Origin of the sequence: Mucilaginibacter mallensis, assembly GCF_900105165.1 — a bacterium.
Taxonomy (GTDB): domain Bacteria; phylum Bacteroidota; class Bacteroidia; order Sphingobacteriales; family Sphingobacteriaceae; genus Mucilaginibacter; species Mucilaginibacter mallensis.
In genome coordinates, this window is record NZ_LT629740.1 from 3,431,341 (window position 1) to 3,451,767 (window position 20,427).

At 42.0% G+C, this 20,427-nt stretch carries 17 protein-coding genes; 6 read left to right on the top strand and 11 right to left on the bottom strand.

The window, feature by feature from the left end:
- Positions 1 to 4 precede the first annotated feature (4 nt).
- Positions 5 to 2,398, top strand: a complete 2,394-nt coding sequence (pbpC, locus tag BLU33_RS13905; protein WP_091373894.1) for a penicillin-binding protein 1C — start codon at positions 5 to 7, stop codon at positions 2,396 to 2,398.
- Positions 2,399 to 2,480: 82 nt separating this feature from the next.
- Here pbpC and BLU33_RS13910 read toward each other — a convergent pair whose 3' ends face one another.
- The 3 genes from BLU33_RS13910 to BLU33_RS13920 form a co-directional block, all read right to left on the bottom strand.
- A complete protein-coding gene (locus tag BLU33_RS13910; RefSeq protein ID WP_091373898.1) occupies positions 2,481 to 3,062 on the bottom strand; it encodes a TetR/AcrR family transcriptional regulator in 582 nt (193 codons plus the stop codon).
- A gap of 73 nt (positions 3,063 to 3,135) precedes the next feature.
- Positions 3,136 to 3,885 (bottom strand): SDR family NAD(P)-dependent oxidoreductase, encoded by a 750-nt coding sequence (locus BLU33_RS13915; protein ID WP_091373901.1) that lies wholly within the window; start codon positions 3,883 to 3,885, stop codon positions 3,136 to 3,138.
- Between the two features lie 138 nt (positions 3,886 to 4,023).
- Positions 4,024 to 4,500 carry a DUF1772 domain-containing protein gene (locus BLU33_RS13920; RefSeq protein ID WP_157682146.1) on the bottom strand — a complete coding sequence of 159 codons (477 nt, stop codon included), beginning with the start codon at positions 4,498 to 4,500 and terminating at the stop codon, positions 4,024 to 4,026.
- 138 nt (positions 4,501 to 4,638) lie between these two features.
- Here BLU33_RS13920 and BLU33_RS13925 point away from each other — a divergent pair, with 138 nt between their 5' ends.
- On the top strand, positions 4,639 to 5,667 hold the full coding sequence (locus BLU33_RS13925; RefSeq protein WP_091373907.1) for a beta-propeller fold lactonase family protein: 1,029 nt from the start codon (positions 4,639 to 4,641) through the stop codon (positions 5,665 to 5,667).
- Positions 5,668 to 5,944: 277 nt separating this feature from the next.
- Here the strand turns inward: BLU33_RS13925 and BLU33_RS13930 are convergent, their stop codons facing one another.
- From BLU33_RS13930 to BLU33_RS13940, 3 genes are all read right to left on the bottom strand, one after another.
- The gene (locus BLU33_RS13930) at positions 5,945 to 7,288 is read right to left on the bottom strand and encodes a Gfo/Idh/MocA family protein (RefSeq protein ID WP_091373910.1); all 1,344 of its coding nucleotides are present in this window, start codon (positions 7,286 to 7,288) and stop codon (positions 5,945 to 5,947) included.
- A 64-nt stretch (positions 7,289 to 7,352) separates the two neighbouring features.
- Complete coding sequence (locus BLU33_RS13935) at positions 7,353 to 9,161, bottom strand: glycoside hydrolase family 35 protein (RefSeq protein ID WP_091373914.1); 1,809 nt, start codon at positions 9,159 to 9,161, stop codon at positions 7,353 to 7,355.
- Between the two features lie 406 nt (positions 9,162 to 9,567).
- Positions 9,568 to 10,482: a PIG-L family deacetylase gene (locus tag BLU33_RS13940; RefSeq protein WP_091373917.1), complete on the bottom strand. Its 915-nt coding sequence runs from the start codon at positions 10,480 to 10,482 to the stop codon at positions 9,568 to 9,570.
- A gap of 357 nt (positions 10,483 to 10,839) precedes the next feature.
- Here BLU33_RS13940 and BLU33_RS13945 point away from each other — a divergent pair, with 357 nt between their 5' ends.
- Genes BLU33_RS13945 through BLU33_RS13955 form a run of 3 tightly spaced genes read left to right on the top strand, consistent with a single transcriptional unit; the run spans position 10,840 to position 12,319 of the window.
- Positions 10,840 to 11,850 (top strand): hypothetical protein, encoded by a 1,011-nt coding sequence (locus BLU33_RS13945; RefSeq protein WP_091373921.1) that lies wholly within the window; start codon positions 10,840 to 10,842, stop codon positions 11,848 to 11,850.
- Positions 11,851 to 11,858: 8 nt separating this feature from the next.
- A complete protein-coding gene (locus BLU33_RS13950) occupies positions 11,859 to 12,035 on the top strand; it encodes a histone H1 (RefSeq protein WP_091373924.1) in 177 nt (58 codons plus the stop codon).
- A complete protein-coding gene (locus BLU33_RS13955; RefSeq protein WP_091373927.1) occupies positions 12,035 to 12,319 on the top strand; it encodes an RNA polymerase sigma factor in 285 nt (94 codons plus the stop codon). The genes BLU33_RS13950 and BLU33_RS13955 overlap by 1 nt, the downstream gene beginning before the upstream one ends.
- Positions 12,320 to 12,363: 44 nt before the next feature.
- Here BLU33_RS13955 and BLU33_RS13960 read toward each other — a convergent pair whose 3' ends face one another.
- Positions 12,364 to 14,058, bottom strand: a complete 1,695-nt coding sequence (locus BLU33_RS13960) for a family 2A encapsulin nanocompartment cargo protein cysteine desulfurase (protein WP_091373929.1) — start codon at positions 14,056 to 14,058, stop codon at positions 12,364 to 12,366.
- Positions 14,042 to 14,962 carry a family 2A encapsulin nanocompartment shell protein gene (locus BLU33_RS13965; RefSeq protein ID WP_091373933.1) on the bottom strand — a complete coding sequence of 307 codons (921 nt, stop codon included), beginning with the start codon at positions 14,960 to 14,962 and terminating at the stop codon, positions 14,042 to 14,044. Before BLU33_RS13965 ends, BLU33_RS13960 begins: the two co-directional genes overlap by 17 nt.
- A 389-nt stretch (positions 14,963 to 15,351) precedes the next feature.
- Between BLU33_RS13965 and BLU33_RS13970 the strand changes: the two genes are divergently transcribed.
- A complete protein-coding gene (locus BLU33_RS13970) occupies positions 15,352 to 17,016 on the top strand; it encodes a S8 family peptidase (RefSeq protein WP_172829254.1) in 1,665 nt (554 codons plus the stop codon).
- Positions 17,017 to 17,110: 94 nt separating this feature from the next.
- Here BLU33_RS13970 and BLU33_RS13975 read toward each other — a convergent pair whose 3' ends face one another.
- From BLU33_RS13975 to BLU33_RS13985, 3 genes are all read right to left on the bottom strand, one after another.
- Entirely contained in the window at positions 17,111 to 17,707 is a 597-nt protein-coding gene (locus tag BLU33_RS13975; RefSeq protein ID WP_091373939.1) for a helix-turn-helix domain-containing protein, read from the bottom strand.
- Positions 17,708 to 17,809: 102 nt separating this feature from the next.
- On the bottom strand, positions 17,810 to 18,970 hold the full coding sequence (locus BLU33_RS13980; protein ID WP_091373941.1) for a TIGR03364 family FAD-dependent oxidoreductase: 1,161 nt from the start codon (positions 18,968 to 18,970) through the stop codon (positions 17,810 to 17,812).
- Positions 18,971 to 18,975: 5 nt separating this feature from the next.
- Positions 18,976 to 20,340 carry a DUF5690 family protein gene (locus BLU33_RS13985; RefSeq protein ID WP_197684504.1) on the bottom strand — a complete coding sequence of 455 codons (1,365 nt, stop codon included), beginning with the start codon at positions 20,338 to 20,340 and terminating at the stop codon, positions 18,976 to 18,978.
- Positions 20,341 to 20,427: the final 87 nt, after the last annotated feature.

Sequence of the window (20,427 nt, forward strand, 5' to 3'; positions counted from 1 at the left end):
TGGGATGCGGTTTTCTTATAAAAGGCCTGCATGGCTAACCCGTACAAGGCTGGTGCTGATCGCATCGGCATTGGTCTTGTTCGGGCTATTCTGGTTTTGTTTGCCATCGAAATTATTCGATAAACCCACTGCCTATGTCATCAACGATGATCAGGGAGGTTTATTAGGAGCGGCTATTGCTACCGACGGGCAATGGCGTTTCCCTTATGACAGCATAGTACCTGAAAAATTCAAAAAATGCATTATCGCTTTTGAAGATAAGCGCTTTGAACACCATCTTGGGGTAGATTTACTGGCATTTGGCAGGGCTATCCGGCAGAATATCAAATCGGGGCGTGTGAGCAGTGGCGGCAGTACCATTACTATGCAGGTGATCCGGCTGGCAACGCATCATAACCGTACCTTCCTAAACAAATTACTGGAAATGTTCATGGCCCTGCGCCTTGAACTCACTTATAACAAACAGGAAATTTTAGCCTTGTATAGCAGCAATGCCCCTTTTGGCAGCAACGTAGTAGGGCTTGATGCAGCCTCCTGGCGGTATTTTGGGCGAAGCCCGGAACAATTATCATGGGGCGAAATGGCGGCGCTTGCGGTATTGCCAAATTCGCCCTCATTAGTGCATCCGGGGAAAAACAGGGCTATCTTACTAAAAAAAAGAAACCTGTTACTGGATAAGCTCAGTCGGCAGGGTATCATCGATAAAAATACCTCGGAACTGTCAAAACTGGAACCTGTACCCGACAGGCCCGTACCATTACCCGTACTAGCCCCGCATTTACTGGAGCGCTTTAAACACGATTGCCAAACCGGCGCACATACAGGCCCTACACGCATGAATACCACTATAAAGGCCGGTTTGCAGCAACAGGTAAGCGATATTGTGGAGAGGCATCACCAGGTACTGGCTGCCAATCATATCAACAATATCGCCGCCATTGTACTGGATGTGGAAACAGGTGCAGCTTTAGCCTATGTTGGGAATATTTATCACCCGGAAGATACTACTATGGAAAGTAATGTTGATGTAATCAACGCGCCGCGCAGTCCGGGGAGTACCTTAAAGCCATTGTTATACGCCGCTATGCTGCATGATGGGCTGTTACTACCAAACAGTTTAATGCCTGATATCCCTACGCAAATAGCAGGGTATCACCCCGAAAACTTCGACCTGAGCTATGATGGCGCGGTACCGGCTTCAAGAGCATTGGCACGATCCCTGAATGTACCGGCTGTAAAAATGCTACAGAAATACAAGTACGACCGTTTTTATGATCTGCTGAAAAAAGCAGGCATCACTACACTGAAACAACCGGCTGATTATTATGGGCTGTCGCTGATATTGGGTGGTGGTGAAAATACCCTGTGGGAACTCTCCGGTGCTTATGCTGATATGGCGCGGGTACTTAATCACTCCGACAAATACATGGGCAAATATGACCCAGCTGATTATCATTCACCTGTATACACGCACGTTCCCGCTGTAAAACCTAAACTGGAAAACTCGGGCCTGTTGGATGCCGGCTCTATTTACTACACCATGCAGGCTATGGAAGAAGTGATGCGCCCCGGCGAGGAAATGCTTTGGCGGCAATTTAGTTCCACCCAGCGCATTGCCTGGAAAACCGGCACCAGTTTTGGTTTCAGGGATGGTTGGGCAATAGGCATAACTCCCAAATATGTGGTAGGCGTTTGGGTTGGCAACACCAGCGGCGAAGGCCGGGCCGGGTTGACAGGTATAAATACCGCCGCCCCTGCCCTGTTCGAAATATTCAGGCAGTTGCCTGTAAGTTCTGACTGGTTTGAGATGCCTGCCAACGGAATGGTAAAAATAAGCGTGTGCCGACAAAGCGGTTACCGCGCCGGAGAATATTGTACAGATACGGTCGAAATGTGGGTGCCAAAATCAGGCCTGAGATCACCAGTATGCCTTTATCATCAATTGGTACACCTCGACAAAACTGAACACTGGCAGGTAAACAGCGACTGCGTTCCACCCGATCAGATCGTGAATAAAACATGGTTTGTACTGCCACCCGCTATGGAATACTATTACAAAGGCAAAAACTACCAATATCACAGTTTACCACCATTCAGGGCCGACTGTGTTTCAGCCGATAAGGGCATGCCTATGGAACTCATCTACCCAAAAGATGGCGCGAAAATCTATATCCCGCTGGAAGCTGATGGCAGGCGGGGGCGTATGATCTGCAATGCCGCGCACAGGCAGTCTGGTATAAAGATATTTTGGCACCTGGACGATCAGTATATCGGTGTCACTAAAGATTATCACCAGATAGCGCTGAATCCCGAACCCGGCGTGCATACCCTTACCCTTGTAGACGGTGAAGGCAATACATTGCAGACAAAGTTTGAAATACTGGATAAGAACAAATAAAAACGCGATCAGTTGCTAAGCAGTGATCTTTTTAATCGTCGTTATTCCTTCCCTGAAAAAAAGTAAAGAGTACGCCGAAAAATTAATCGAGCGCGGAGATAGTTAGTTTGATGATGTCATCAAAAACAGACGGGTCGGTAACTGATTTTGCGGTAACACGCATGCCCTTAACCGTATTAAAGATAAAACGAGACAATGCCCTCGCGTCCTGTTGATTTTTGATTTCGCCACTGTCCTGCCCTTTTTTAATTACCAGGTAAAAGGCTTCCTCCATCTGTTGATCGTTCTTGCAGACCAGCTTATTTACTTCGGCATCGTGTGGCGCAACTTCAACCTCAGCATTCACCATAAAACAGCCCTTCTGCTGTTTATCGCCCAGCAAATCGTTGGTAGCCAACTCTAATAATTTTCTGACAGTATCTTTTGCTGATCCCGAGTGATTGATGAGTTCCTTAATTTGAGCTGCACCTGCATTTTGATAGCTCTCTAATGCCTTAACAAACAGCGTGTGCTTATCGGTATAAGTATCATACAAGCTCGACCGACTAATGCCCAGGCCATCCACCAAATCCTGCATAGACGTACCATTGTAGCCCTTGTACCAAAAAAGCTGTATAGCTTTGGCCAGCACTTCGTTTTCATCAAAATCTTTCGTTCTTGCCATATCCTGGAATAGCCTTGCTTGTTAAAAGCAAAGCTATTCATTTTTAATTATTTTTCTGTTAAAACAGCGGGTATTACCTTACACCGCCACTGGCCAGTAATAACTCGCCGGTTAACCAGCGTGAATCTTCAGACGCCAGGAATACAGCTACTTCAGCAATATCATCAGGCTGACCGATACGGCCAAGCGGAGTTGTTTTTACTAACTCTGTCTGAAAATCACTACCGATGAAACCAGCGGTATGCGTGCCTTCAGTTTCAACCATACCCGGGTTGATTGAGTTTACACGTATTTTTTTACCACCTAATTCTTTTGCCAATACATGGGTAATGGCATCAACTGCACCTTTTGTGGCCGTGTAAATGGAACTTCCCGGAGGCGCGATATTACTAACTGCCGAACCAATGTTAATGATGCTGCCACCATTCTCATTAAAGTTCTTTACCGCTCCTTGTGTGGTCAGCAATAAGCCAAGTACATTGGTGTTGAACTGGGTGTGGAAATCTTCTGCATTAAGCTCTTCAATACTGCCAAATTTATAAACACCGGCATTGTTCACCAAAATATCTACCGCTCCAAAAGCTTTTTTGGTTTCTTCAAATAAACGGGTGATATCAGCTTCGCTGGATACATTGCCTTGCACAGCTATGGCTTTACCACCATTTGTGGTGATTTCAGCAACTACCTTATCTGCATCAGCTTTTGCCGAAGCATAATTTACAACTACGCTTGCACCCGCTGCTGCAAGGTGTTTTGCTATACCTGCACCAATACCTTTTGACGCGCCTGTTATTACTGCTACTTTGTTTGCTAACTTTTTCATGTTGTGTATTAATTTTTCTATTTTTGGAATAATCGTTCCGCAAATATAAAATCAATTTGGAACGAACGTTCCAAATAAGAATTATTATTAGTTATGGATGACAAAAGGTATCTGTTCGCCCTTAGATCATCAGAGAACCTACAGCACAGGAGCAGCAAATAACACAAAGCTCAATAGTGCCAGGATCGTCCGCACTACATTATAATATTGCCAGCGGCTCCGTAATTGTTCCCAGTTTGCCGGAACGTTTTCATTTGTCCAGGTCACAACCTGCCTGTTAATCGGCACTTCAATAGCGGTTGTGATCACCAATGCACCAACTATCAGCAACAACGAACTTATCATCACCCAAAACTCCCAATTGCTTTTGTCGGGGTAAAATACAATGGATAAGCCCATCAACATAACGCAAAATAGGGAGATATTGCGCATCGGCACCTCCAGGTTGGCAACTATGATATGGGCGATCTTCGCCAACTCTGTTGCTGTAAATAATTGGTACGAGCGGCTCAGCGCAAAATACAGTCCCCAGAACACCCCGCAGACCAGCATCAGGGCAAATAGCGCAGCAATAAAAGAAAATGGGCCATATAGATATGGACGATCCAGCAGCAAAAAGATTTTAAACAGGCTTTCCCCGGTGATTTTAAACGATTCGTCGGCGTTTGCTGAGCCACCATCTATTAGATGGTTATATCCGGAGTTTTTAAATTAAATTTACCTGACCGGTGATTAATAAATAAACTATATACTATGAAAACCTTAAGATCCTGCTTATTCATACTGATGCTGTCGGGCATAACCCTGTTAATTTCCTCAAAAGAATGTTCCGCACAGCGTACATTGCTCGCACTATCCAAAGGCGATCATGTACTTGAGGTCATCGATCCGACCTCTTTAAAAGTTATCGCGAGTGTGCCTGTAGGACAGGATCCGCATGAAGTGATCGCCTCGGCCGATGGAAAAACTGCCTATGTATCGATCTATGGCGGCGGTAGCCTGCACGAAATTAACGTGATCGACCTGGTAACGCAAAAACCACTACCAACAATTGATACCAAACCATTAAATGGCCCACATGGATTAGTCTTTAATAATGGTAAAGTATGGTTCAGTGCTGAAGGTGCCAAATCAGTAGCCCGCTATGATCCGGCAAGCGGAAAGTTCGACTGGGCCATGGGTACCGGACAAAACCGGACACACATGCTGTACGTGACGCCCGACGGGAAGCAAGTATACACTACGAACGTGGCTTCGGCTACCGTAAGTATTTTAACCGACAGCCTGCTGAAACCTGAAAATCATGGTGGCGGGTTTACTCCTCCCCCACATCGCGACTGGGTGCAAACACTGATCCCCGTAGGCAAAGGATCGGAAGGGTTTGATGTATCGCCAGACGGACGGGAATTATGGACGGCCGGAGCCGACGACGGAGTAATTACCATTATTGACCTTGCTTCCAAAAAAGTGTCCGTTCAACTGGATGCACAGGTAACGGGAGCTAACCGGCTAAAATTCACGCCTGATGGCAAAAGGGCGCTTATTACCAGCCTGCGCACAGGCGACCTGTTCATCTTTGATGTAGCCACACACCATCTGATCAAAAAAATCAGTACGGGCCGCGGCGCAGCGGGTATACTGGTGGATGATGACGGCTCACGTGCTTTTATTGGTTGCACAGCTGACGATTACATAGCGGTGGTGAACCTGAAAACGCTGGAGGTAACCGCTCATATCCCAGTACGGGGCGCTGATGGACTCGCCTGGGCGGAAAGGCACTAGTATCAAGTCAACAGTCTTTAGTCGTAAGTCTAAAGCCAGATTTAGTTCTTTTTGAGTTTTGACTCAAAACTTTATGCTCATGACTAGCGACATTTTATGATTGACACGACACTGGTTATGTCGTTTAGCGACATCCTATCAAATTCCTTTTCCCATGCTTTAAAAAAGTAATTCCGATATATATCGGAATTACTTTTAATTGAGGAAGTGATCAATAGGCGTTTTCTCCGCTTCTTGTTACATGATGATTGTTTTCAGATCGGTACCAACTGCTTTATTAAAAACCGCTGTCATCAAGTGCAAATGTGTTTTTACGGGTTTTCCATTTCCCCCTCGTGAAATCAGGGAATTCCAGCGTCTTGCCCTCTGCAACTGATTGGGTTGATAAAGGCGCAATTACACTCATCGTAATAGAATCATAAACATCAATAGGGGTTTGTTTTTTCTGTTTTACAGATTCAACAAAGGCATTGAACACAAACCAGTCCATACCGCCGTGCCCAGCGCCTGCCGCATCTTTTTCATATCTTTTCCATAGCGGGTGATCATACTTATCAAGCCATACCTTAGCTGAATCCCACTCATCGTCTTTGGATTGATTTTCAATATATATGGAGTTGTTCACATCCATCCAGGTGCCTTTTGTTCCATCAAGCCTGAAACCTAATGAGTATGGCCTTGGTAAGTGCGTATCATGCGTAAGCATAACGGTTTCACCATTGGCGCAACTGATCATAGTTTGTGTTATATCACCATTTTTATAATTGATTTTGGCGTTAGGATTGCCCGGCGCCAGCTCCTCTACATAAGCAGCAAGTCCGCGTGCTTTCGAGCTGAATGAAACAATACTGGTAAAGCGGTTGCCATAATTAACGTCAAGATAATGCATAACAGGGCCTGCACCGTGTGTTGGGTACAGATCACCGTCCCTGTCAATATTAAACTGGGTACGCCATTGGGCTTCACTTAATGCCTTCGGCCCAAACTCCACACCTCCTCCAGCGTAATGTTTGCCATCGTTAAATAAAACATTACGTAAATTATGCTGATATCCGCCTTCCGCGTGTACCAGTTCGCCAAACAGGCCTTGCCTTACCATATTAAGTGCAGCCATTACATCCCTCCGGTAGCATACGTTTTCAAGTGTCATGTAAGGGATCCCTGTTTTTTCATGTGTGTCAATTATATCCCAGTGATCCTGCACAGTTAAGCCGGCTATTACTTCGCAACCAACGTATTTACCGGCTTTCATCGCATCAATAGCTTGCGGGTGGTGAAACTGCCATGGAGTAGCTATGATAACGGCATCGATATCCTTTCTATCCAGCAGCCCTTTATAAGCATCTATTCCACCGGTGTATTCTTTTGCAGCAGGTTTACCACTTCTGGCAATTTTCTCACGACAGATCTTTAATGAGCTTTCCTGTGTATCGCAAATGGCAACTATCTCAACATCGTCACGTAAAAGGCCCTCTGAAATATGGCTCATCCCACGTGCACCTACGCCAATGTAACCTAATCTTACTTTGCCATTAGTGCTCGCAAACAAACTTCCTGTTGGTAGGATTGAGAAAGCCGCCGTTGCCACCGCTCCGGTCTGGATAAATTCTCTTCTTTTCATATATATAATTTAGTTTTTAGTTTAATCTATTATTAATTGATGCAGATGTCATTTCCGTACAATATTATTGAAGACTGGTCACCCCGCTTACTTCCCGTGCTTCCGCCTGATGGAAATCGAAAACGATGATTTGATTATGCCCTTTTTTAAGCCATGATGCCGGGCAGTATAGCCTTTGCTGTGGTCCCACATTCCAGTAACGGCCCAGGTTGTGGCCATTTATATAAACTATGCCTTTACTGTATTTGCTTAAATCAAAATACGTATCACCTGTTTTTTCCAGGTTAAAATCGCCGCTAAAAAATAAACCTTTAGTGTTAGCACTTTTATCAAAATTTAAAGGTTTTAATTGCTGAACAAAGTCTTCGTTCATGGGCAAAGGATAAATCTGCCAGTTCATCAGGGTCATACCCTCAAGCGTTACCCGGTCGGTTATCCCCTTGCGGTCAATTATATATTGCGCAAAGTTGATATGCCCCATACCCTCCACTAAAATATCCAACACCGGATTTTTAGTAGTACTCACAGGTAACTTTACGCTCCATTTGCCGCCGTTACGATAAACGGTATCAATAAACTTTCCGTCCAAAAATATGAGTGCATAATCATGCGGCTCGGTAATGGTTAATGTTCCGTTTTTATGACCAATTAATTTGGTGCGATACAACATAAGGCCCTGATTTTGACCAAAATATTCCATAGGCAACGGTTGAGGCGAATTAAAAGGCTGTGGAAGTTGTTGCCAAATACTGGTAAAAGGCTTTAATGTTATAGGTCGAATGCTGATTGTTTCAATTGATTTAGGAACCTCGGGTATTTTATAGCTAACATATTTTGCGATAAGGTTACGCAACATAAAATACTTAGGTGTAGGCTGACCTTGCTCATTTATAGGGGCGTCATAATCATAGCTGGTAACATCCGGCTGATATTGTGTTGACGAGAAAGCGTTGGCACCGGCATTAAAGCCAAAATTTGTTCCGCCATGCACTACATACAAATTGAAAGATTTATGATGCTCAAGCAAATAGGTTATATCTTTTTTTATATCAATAGTATCTATTTTGGCCCATTTTTCCTTCCAATGCGTTAGCCAACCCGGATAAGTTTCACTGCTAAATGATGGCACATTAGGATTATAATCGTTTGACTGTTCAAAATCTGCATCGCTGGTTCCGCTATCAAGGCCAATAGCCGCACCCATGATGTTACCGGCTTCCAGCATATAGGGAGTGGCACCATCTGCGGTATAAAAAGGCACATTAATACCATTTTGCTGCCACAATTGCCTTAATGTTTCCAGGTATACTTTGTCATTACCATAGCTGCCATATTCATTCTCAATCTGCGACATCAAAATCGGACCGCCATTAGTACACAGCAATGGACGCACCTCGGCAGCAAGATGGCTAATATATTGTTTAACCGCAGCCATATACCGGGTATCCATACACCTGACTTTAATGTCAGGTATTTTTAGCAGCCAGGTCGGCAAGCCGCCAAAGTCCCATTCGGCACAAACGTAAGGTCCCGGGCGCAGCAATACCCACATTCCTTCTTCTTTACAAATCCTGATAAATTCAGCGATATTATGGTTACCGGTAGTAAAATCAAATTTACCGGGGCTGACCTCCTGGTAATTCCAGAAAACATACGCAGCAATGGTATTGCAGCCCATAGCTTTCGCCATACGGATACGGTTTCGCCAGTATTCCCTCGGAATACGTGCCGGGTGCATTTCGCCGCTGATGATTTGAAACGGCTTTCCATCCAGCAGAAAATCTTTTTTACCGAGACTAAACATATGTTTTTGCTGAGCAAAGCAGGCAGCAGATAAAAAGAGGAAAAATAATGCGAGAAGATTTTTTTTCACGGAATAATGGCTTTTAATTAATAATCAGCTATAAAATATTTAGGCCTTACCTTTATAGTTATAATTTCCAGTATATACCGCTTTTAATTGATACCAGGATTTTGCATATCAATTAGCGATACATCCTTAAATAATAACATACCTCAGCTATTTCTATTGATCTAGATGATTACGATAATGCAAGGTAATATGATTAGATAAACATGGGAATAAAAACACAGCGCAAACGTTTGATACCCCTGGTATAGGTGATAACTTAAATACTACGGACTTGATAATTATTCTATTTTAGCCAGGATGAAGCGGGACAAGAGCTGAAAATAACAAATAATCAATGCTGATTTATGATGATTAGTCGCTTGGAAAATCATCTAAATCAATTTTATTTTTAGGTATGGCTAAGTGCTTAGTAAATTTTCTGAGCATAGGGTACCAGACTTAGCAACTTAAACAAGCTATCGCATTTTGTAATTCCTGCTGTCCCGTTCAGCTTAAAATACCAGAACTCCTCCACATCCCCGTCATTCATGCTCATTTGAGTAAAGCCTTGTGATTTATGTTCGGCAAGCTCCCAATTGGCTATAACTTTATAGTTAACCTTGTTTCGGTAGCTAAAACAAGCCGTGCGGTCAATGCTGAAAAGAGGCTTATCCGTTACAGTTTGTGTAATCTCATAGTCCTTGTATTGTGAAAATTCAGTAACGCTATCGGTTTTGTCGTGTGTAATTGCCCCTAAAATTAATGGACGTTTATTTGTCGGCATTTTTGCTATGGCGTTTAACGCTAATAATGAAGCAGCCTTATGCGCGCCATGTGTTGAAGGCTCTGGTAAAAGGCAAAATACCAGGTCATAATGATTATCGGCGAGCAGTTTATTCAGCTTTTTATTAACAGCCTTTACGTCCCAACTGGTATCCAGCGGATCATGCTCACTTAAGCCATAATGGCTATCCTCCTGATTCATAAAATAATAATGAGCCACTCCTAACACATGACCGGCATTCTTCAACTCCCGTTTCCTAATCCTCGGCAATTCACTCCTGCCTATCTTTTGGTCTGTAAGTACAAGCCCATAATAACTTTCAGCCAGTGTGGCATATTTATACCCCGCTTCGCCATCAGTGATCACAAACAGATCAATTATTCCGTGATGCTCTTTAGCAATTTTGTATAGGGTTACTGAAAAAACGCTCTCGTCATCAGGGTGAGCTATAACTACCAGTACATGAGGGACTTTATTATTAATTTGAGCATTTGAATTAATGGATAAGCAGCAAAAAATCAGGAAAACAATATATCGGAGAATAGGGAAACGCAGCATATTTTATGAATATCATACAAATTTATTATTTATTCTATAAAATCTATAGACATTATAGAATATAAGTGTATATTTGCCAACATACATAATGAAAGGATTTATTTTGCTGACCTCATAATAATTGTCTTCTCATAACTAGGTTTATAATTGGTTGTAAGGGGTTCCTGCTCATCAGGAGCCCTTACTTTACCTTTTAAACCTAATATATGATTAGCGATTACTGGCTGGTTGTAAAAAAGACACAATCCACTAAAATTTTATACATATACATTTGTTCCATGATCACCGTTAATAAAATATGTTGTTGTTGCCATTAAGCCAAACCTTGCTTAAACAACCCTATATTTTATAAAACTCATGCCTTTTCGATATTATTTTCTGCTTTTCTTACTTTGTTTTGGTTGCTTAACCACCACGGTTAAAGCTCAGTCGCCTGTTTATTTAGCAGCAGTTGAAAAACAGCTTAGAAACGTCACCAGTAGCCCGGAAGTTGCAGAAATCACTAACGATAACCTGAGCAAACCACAACAAAGAAAAAGGCTAATGGCCTATCTTAAAGGTATTGAAGCAGCTGATGTGAATTATAACCAGGCCAGGGTACGGCATTTATACAGGCTGGCAAATCTATTTACAAAACTACGCCTGTATCCGCTTGCAATGAAGTGCTTTTTTAAAACCATTCAGTTTGACACGGATAGTATTAGTACAGGAAATTTATCCATCACTTCTGTTGATGATTCTGCCCTGGAAAAACAGGTTGACCTTCTGGGACCTGATACTAATAAAGAGGTAAAAAGTAAACCAATTAGCTGCGACAAAATTGTTAACACCTTTAACGATGGTAAAACGGCTATTGCCTATGCCTTAATATTCCATGTTAAACAACCGGTGAGGGGGAAACCCAGGATATTTAAATTCGCAAATACCGGTCATACTTTTATTACGCTCATTAAATACAATTCAGATTCTACTTACGCGTCAATTTCCTTTGGCTTTTATCCTAAAAAAGACAACCTGCTATCGGCTACGCCTATTATTCCCTCTACTTCGTCAACATTTAAAGATGACTCAGAACATGCCTGGGACGAGGTTGTAGGTAAATTCATATCAAAACGCAGGTTCTGGAAAATACTGGCACTTACTCAACAGTATAACAATGTTGCCTATCATCTTTCCAAAAACAATTGTACCGATTTTGGATTAAAGGCGGCAGCATTAGCCGGACTGGATATCTGGGATACCAAAGGCAGTTGGCCATTGGGAAGTGGTAATAATCCTGCCTTTACCGGCCAGAGTATCATCGGCGGTAAATTCGACAATGCCGATACAGGCAACGCCAAAGATTTGCTGATTAATTTAAATAACTGATATATTATATGGATAATTTTAAAATATTAAAAGAACTGATAGCGACGGCAGAAAAAGATGCGGCCTCTTTTTATGAAAAAGGCAACAGCGCCGCAGGTACCCGCCTGCGTTTAACGCTACAGCAAGTTAAAGTTTCGGCAACCGCGATCCGCCAGGAAATAGTGGAGAAAAAAAGGAGAAAATAATGGATAGGGATGCCTTTGATATCATTTATAAAAACTATTGGCTGCCAATATATAACTCAGCTTTCAAACGCTTATTTGATCCTCAAAAGGCATCAGAAATAACTCAGGAAGCTTTCTTTCAATTGTGGTTAAACAAAGAGCAGGTAAATGCTGAGGAAGTGATTATTTTTTTGCTAAAAGCAGTAAGAAATGAAGTCTTCAAGTTGATGAAAAAGGAATGCATTTATATTGTAAATCCTCCACGAATGCTATTTGAACATCTGCCATTGCCCGGAGCAAATTAAAAAGATCCGGAACCGAAAGGATTTACCTCACAGCTCCGGATTCATTATCTTCTTTTACTACTAAGCTGGTGCAGTGTATGCACCAAAACATCAATTTCGGCACAAGTATTATAAAATGCTAATGATGGTCTTACTGTGCTCTCAACTCCAAAACGGCGCAAAATAGGCTGCGCGCAATGATGCCCTGAACGTACTGCAATTCCCTGATTATTCAGTTCAGTACCTACTTCCTCGGTTTTATAACCATCTAATACAAATGATAGCACACTTGCTTTTTCAGCGGCGGTGCCTATCAGGCGTATACCCGGTACTTGTTTCAGCAGGCTGGTTGCATATTCAAGCAGGAAATGTTCATACTGCGCAATTATTCCCATGCCAATGCGTGTAACATAGTCAATAGCAGCACCTAAGCCAACTGCATCGGCAATATTCCCCGTACCTGCTTCAAACCTGCCCGGCGCATTATGATAAGTGGTATGCTCAAACGTAACATCCTTTATCATGTTGCCCCCACCCTGCCATGGTTGGGTAGCATTTAATAAGTCTTCTTTGCCATAAAGTACACCGATACCTGTTGGCCCGAATACTTTATGCCCCGAAAAAACGAACCAATCAGCATCCAGTGCTCTCACATCAACCGGCATATGCGAAACCGATTGCGCACCATCAACCAAAACCTTTGCCCCGGCTGAATGCGCGATCTGTACAATTTGCGCCGCGGGTGTTACTGTTCCCAGCGCATTTGATACCTGTGTAAAAGCAACCAATTTAGTTTTAGGACCTATCAGTTTTACATATTCATCCAGCAGAATCTGACCGTCGTCATCAACGGGAATAATCTTAATTTTTAAATTCTTTTTAGCGGCCAGTTGCTGCCATGGAACAATATTGGCATGATGCTCCAGTTGACTTACAATGATCTCGTCACCATCATACAGGTGCTGCTCTCCCCAGCTTTTTGCCACCAGGTTTATGGCTTCTGTTGCACCTCGTACAAAAACTATCTCATTAACCGACCCTGCATTTAAGAAAGCCTGTACCTTTTTGCGGGCACCCTCATAGGCATCTGTAGCACGGGCAGCAAGTTCATGCGCGGCCCGGTGGATATTAGAGTTCTCATGCTCATAAAAATAGCTGATACGGTCAATAACCTGCCTTGGCTTCTGCGTGGTGGCGGCATTATCCAGCCATATTAATTGTTTACCATTTACATTTTCCGCAAGGATCGGGAAATCCTTCCGGATGAAATTCACATCAAAACCCGGAACCGTAGCCGCCGGCTTATCCTTTAAAAAATAATAGGCTGCAGGATCCGCCCCAAAGCCGCTTGCAGGTAGTTGGGGTGATTGCGATGGTATGGCTATCTGGTTTAAAATTACCTGTAATTGTTTTTCAAAAGGTTGCTCCTGCTGAAAGGGTAAATGAAACAGACTGTCAGGAATCAACTCAAAGGGCAGGAAACTTCGCCCGAGGTCATGCTCGGCAGGTTGAATGGAAGCCTTTAAACCGGGATCACTAAAACTGGTTTGCGGATCCTGAAGATTAACCGCGTTACCCTGATGAATAGCCGATGGAGAAACACCGCTACCCGCTACCGATACAGGCGGTTTAGCCGCATCATAAGGGTTTAAATCAGGCAAGGCAATATCTTCGTTAGGCTGTGATTTAAAGAACTGGTTAGCCAGCCTTTGCAATTCCTGCAGATCGGGTAAATTACCGGGATTAATATTTGTACTCATAATAGTTTCCTAAATCAACATCTTCCAAAACAGCAATAGCATCATCTACCAATACAGCTAAAGAGCAATATAATGATACAAGGTAGGATGCAATAGCCTTGTTATTGATGCCCATAAAGCGAACAGAAAGGCCTGGCGACTGCTCACCGGGTAAGCCCGGCTGGAACAAGCCTACTACTCCCTGCCTGCTCTCGCCGGTACGTAAAAGGATAATTTTGGATTTATTATTCTCGATAGGCAATTTATCAGACGGGATAAGCGGTATACCCCTCCAGGTAATGAACTGCGAACCAAAAAGAGAAACAGTGGGCGGCGGTACACCCCGACGGGTACATTCCCTGCCAAAAGCGGCAATAGCTAATGGATGAAGTAAAAAGAAACCCGGCTCCTTCCAAACCTTGGTGATCAGTTCGTCCAGATCATCAGGTGTTGGCGGGCCCAGCCTTGTTTTAATTTTCTGGCTGGCAACAACACTGTGTAATAATCCATATTCCTGGTTATTTATCAGTTCGCTTTCCTGCCTTTCCTTAACAATCTCAATAGTTAAGCGAAGCTGTTCGCTGATCTGATTATAAGGTTTACTGTAAAGATCAGAAACCCGTGTATGAACATCCAACACGGTATTTACCGCGCTTAAATTATACTCACGCGGGTCATCAACATAATCGACAAAGGTTGATGGCAACTCGCGCTCATCACGTGAAGAACAATCAACCTCAACATTTTGCGCGTCTTTTACTTTGTTTAAGCGGTATACGCCCGACTCAACCGGCACCCAGTTCAGTAATTGCGGCAACCAGCGCGGGGTAATTCTTGATAATTGGGGAACAGTACGTGTAGCTATAGCTAACTGCCTTGCGGCAACGTCGCCTAATGCTGTTTGTTTTGGTTTTTGATCTGCCATGTTAATTAAGATTGATATAAAAAATTGTTTTTAGCTTGTTATACAAGGTTCATATTACAAGTATATAAAATACACTACTAAATACATAGATTTATTAGCCTTTATTTTTAACAGACGGAATGCGAACTTTTAATAATGCTGGTTAATGTTTGCGTGAATATAAAACTGAGCTGAAAAGCCCTTAAATTTCCCGGTATCCGAATTCAGTCCCGGGCAATCATGTACCAGGAAGTGTATTTATTGGAGCAAATATCAGCCAACCCTATTTTTAGCTTTCACTCTTCCCTACCGGTTTCACATTTGCAAACACTTGTTTTTGAGAATTGAAAATGGTTATTTTGCGGTCTATTCGACGGATATGGTCGATTACACTTACTACATACCTAAACATGAAACTACCTATTCTGTTACGCTGCTGTTTTCTGATCTGTTTATGCTTTCTTTTTACAGCATGCAAGAAATCTCCGGAACCCGCTGCAAAGCCATCCACTCCTGTATTTGATCCATCATCTCTAAACATATCAAAAAGCCCGATAACAAGTTACCGGCTGGATGTTAAGCTGGATAATATCCTGGTAGCGGCCGCTGATATAACATGGAGCTCTTCTGATATCAGGATTGCAACGGTTAACAGTCAGGGTTTCGTAACAGCTCTGGCTGCGGGGAAGACCGATATCACGGCAACGCTGCTTAACGGCAAAGGCAGCGCCATATGCAAGATCACTGTAATCGACACCAATTCCTATAAATTCCGGATCGTGTTAAAAGATAAAGGCACATCGGGATTTTCCATTAGTAACCCCTCGCAATTTCTTTCTGCTAAAGCCATAGCGCGGCGTCAAAAACGCAATATTGCAATAGATGATAAAGATTTACCCATTTCCGCTGATTATATCAAAGCCATACAAAAAGTAGGCGGAGTGATTGTAGCCAAAAGCAAATGGCTAGGCACAGTAAGTGTGTATTGCGACGATGAACTTTTAGCATATGAATATAAGAAGCTTCCTTTTGTGAAAGATGTTTTCGAGGTATGGCAAGGTAAAAAAGTTACGCAGATACCACAGCCCGGATCAAATGATATTATACAAAAAACAGGTACATCATCAGCTACAGCGACAAGAAACGCCGCCTATTACGGTGCATCATGGCTTGATATCAGCATGAGTAACGGACAGGTGCTCCACCAAAATGGGTATGAGGGTGCCGGGATTGATATAGCGGTTATAGATGCGGGATTTAAAGGCTTGAATACTAATTCAACCTTTAACAACACCAGTATTAAGGGAGCCAAGTCTTTTGTTTATGAAAATGCTGATCCTTTTGCTATTGACAGCCATGGCGTATGGGTTACCTCATGCATGGGTGTCGATCAGCCCGGCAATTATGTAGGCACGGCACCAGCGGCTAATTATTGGTTATTACGAACTGAAGATGAATCCTCTGAATTTCCGATTGAGGAAGATTACTGGGCTTCTGCTATAGAATACGCTGATAGTCTGGGCGTTGATATGGTCAACACCTCCTTAACTTATACCTATCATGATGGCCCGACAGACAATTACACCTACCAAAGTATGGACGGCAAAACGGCCGTTGCAAGCCGTGCCGCCGATATAGCTGTGGATAAAGGCATTTTCATAGTATGCTGTGCCGGTAATGAGCAGAGCTGGGTGGGCGCCCCTGCTGATGCACCCGGTGTATTAACAGTAGGCTCCGTCAACAAAACCGGTACAGTTGATTTTTTTAGTTCTTTTGGCATCACCGTTGATGGCCGTGTTAAACCCGATGTTATGGCTTTGGGTGGTGGTGCAGGTGTTATTGACATTGATGGCAAGTCTATGGTCAGGAGCGGCACCTCCTATGCAAGCCCCATTATGTGCGGACTGGCAGCCTGCCTGTGGCAGGCCTATCCCAAATTGACGAATAAAGATCTCCTGGATGTGATTAGAAAATCTGCAGACAGGTTTGATAGCCCGGTAATGCCTTATGGTTATGGTAAAGTTGATATGCAAAAGGCAATGCTATTAGCTAAAACAGTTTCTGATCTTAAATAATTGTGTAAATAAAAAGAGAGCCTGTTGTTAGTGCTTATACTTATGCTGATTAACGTGAAAGAAAACAGGATTGCCAAGCTACCTGTATTGAATGTTAATTTGCAACAGGGGTATTACCATTTTGCTCAAAAAAATAGATGATAAGCATTATCGCTTTCTGATCTGTTACATTTTTAGGCGTATGTGGTAAACGCCCGTCAAAAAGCATAGAATCTCCTTCGGAAAGGCTATATTGCTGATCTTCAAAAATATAGTCAACTTTCCCTGCGAGGATATATTTATATTCAAAAGCCTCTGTGACAACCATCGGCCTGGTTGCATCGGGTTCTAATTCAAGCAAAACGATATCAACTGTTGAGTTTTTAAAGGCTTTAGTAAAAATCCGCTGATAGAGAAATCCTACGGCCTGTTCCTTTTCAAATGACTCATATTCATTTTTTCTTTTTATAATCACAGGAGCCAGCGAGCTATTTTTAGCTATATCCTTGAAAAACTGATTCAGATCAACCTCTAAAGCCCTTATAATATTTACCAGAACTAATAAAGAAGGTACAGTACGATTATTTTCAATTTGTGAGATCAACCCCTTACTGACACTAACCCGGTCTGCAAGTTCCTGGACGGTAATATTTCTATCTCTTCTTATTTCTTTAATTCTTGTACTAATTTCAAGTAGTGTATTTTCTTCCATAATTGATTAATCTTCCGAAAATACTAATACCGGGTCATTTATTAAATATTAAATAAATATTTAATAAATGACCGCTATGTAATTAGTCTGGGAATAAATCAATTATTGAAAAATCTGCTGTATGCTATTTTCAGCATAACCCGCACCCGCCGTCATTCCTTTGCCTCCAATGCAAGTGCGAATGTGGATGCGATCATCAAGGTCATATTCCAAAATATTTTTTTTAGGATGTTGCGGATAAAAGCCGTTCCATGTGCCTGCAATGCTTCTAACATCAATGTTTACTATTCGTTCCGCCTCAGCAAGCATCAACTCATTAATGTAATTGTTAGTAGCAAAACCCAAGTCATCAAAATGCGAAACACCGACATATTCGTGAGAATCTCCTATTATAATACTTCCGTCCGCTGCTTTTTTAAACAACAAGTGTATACCATAGGCTTTCAGTTCAGCGTAATGATCAGGTGTTTTTATGCTTTTAAAAGAAGGACAATATTCTTCAAAGCTTTCATATCTGCGAATAGTTAAACCCGTTAATATATTTCCTTCCAATCCGCTTGAATGGTCTGAAACAGTTCGCATCATTTGAAGTTTGGTAACCACCTGCCCGCTCTCTGCAAAAATATCCGGGAATAGTAATTTAAATTCATAACCGTTACATATTACTGCTTTGAGCGATTTAAATTTCTTACCATTAGTTATGGTTACTTCAACATCATTACCCACTGGCAAACAATCAATAGCAGGTGAGTTATATAACAACGTAAACTCCTTGAATTTAAGCCGCATATATTCCTGCAAACGGTAAATCATCAGGTTAGGTTCTATGCTGATCTCCTGGGGAAAAAAAAGAGCTTCTTTAGCATAAGTGGCTTTTACTGAAGTATACTTTTGTAAAATCTGTTCTTTACTAAGTATTTTTTGAGTATAGCCTTTGGTATCATAATAAGTTTTTAATTCATTAATCAAGGTTTGCTCATCGTCATCGGAGGCAATATATACACTCCCATTTTTCCGCACTGAAATATCAAACTCCTTTTGTATCGACTGATAGATTTCAAGCGAACGAACGCCATATTCAAACCATTCGTCTGTCATTCCTGACGGAACTACCATACCAAAATTACGTACTGTTGCTCCCACCGGATAATTATCCTTTTCCAGCTGTAGTACTTTTTTCCCAAGCAGTAAAGCATGATAGGCATGGAACGTACCCAAAATGCCACCACCTACTACAATCAAATCATATTTATCTGTATTCATATATCTTATTTATCTTGTAATATAAGCTCACCAACGCTATCAAGCTGATGATCTGGCTTACTTATTTCATCATTATGTTTAGTTGAATTTTCTTTATTGTGGTAGATTGTTTTATTCCGGAAATATATTAATGAAGCTATAGCACAAATACCGCCTACTATTGATACGGTGTACACCGTTTGTTTAAAAAACACTCCCCAGCTAATATTTACGGTACTAAATTCTCTAAATATTAATACCGATGCGCTTCCCAGATAGCCAACTGAATCGCATATATAAATAATGAAACCAACATTACTTTTAAAGTGGAAATTGGCAATCATCCGTTCATAAAAAATGGCATTATAGGGTATATAGGCCATATATAGCCCCAGCCCTACCATACACATCCAGGCAACTGGCCCAATGTAGCTACGGTCAAAAATAAAAGTTGCTACCCCGGCAAGCACACAACCTGTAATAATAATTAAATGTATAACCATAAAGGCCTTTAAATTATCCCTGATAAGTATAAGCAGGCTTATAATAAGTAAAACTGCTAAGGATACAATGGTATCGGTTTTAGTATAAATATGATTGTCGTGTATTTTAAAATTGGCCCATATTTCCACTTCAAAATTATCCCTCATATCGCGCAGGATAGTTAGCAATACATAAATAATCAGCGTAATAATTATGCCCGGCAAAAAACTGCTTACAAAGTTTTTTCGCTGTGCCGCATTCATAGGTGCTCTTTTTGTTCTTAACTGCTGATCTTCTTTTGTAGGTGCAGGTATTAATTCAAGGCAGTAAACGCTTAGCAAAAATGGCAACAGGAAAATCAGGCCCGTACAAAATGGCATCCAGTATTGATTAACAGGCAAAATACCCATTAAGGTGCGTGCCACCGTTTTTACAAATCCCGAAGCAAATATGAGGCTGATTGACATAACCGCCCCCATAAATTCCGTTGCTTTACGCCCTTCCAGATAGCTAAAAACCAAACCCCATATCATGCCTAACGGGAAGCCGTTAATGAGCATAAATACAATATTCCAGGGTGCGGGAACCAGTGCAAAAAAGAGTAATGCCAGCCATGATACCATAATCAGCCTGATTAGGTTTGCTGCTCTTTTCTTACTCGATGATTCGGCGATAAACCTTATGCCATAAAATTTACTTAAGGTATAACCAATCATTTGTGTTAATACCAGCCACACTTTATAATCAACATGCAGGTAACTCAAATGCTCAAATGTGCCTGCTGCAAATGCCTTACGAAAGGCATACATACTGGTATAGCAGCTAAATGCCGCCAGGGAAGCCAGTAAGGTAATTGCTAAAGCCGGCCATTTGCGTACTTTCTCTCGGCCTGAATCCAAAATCTTCATTAGCATTGCCTGATGATTAAAATAACTTCTGATATATAATCGATGAGATGCGTAGGATGATTTTCATCACCAACCGTTGTACCGGCC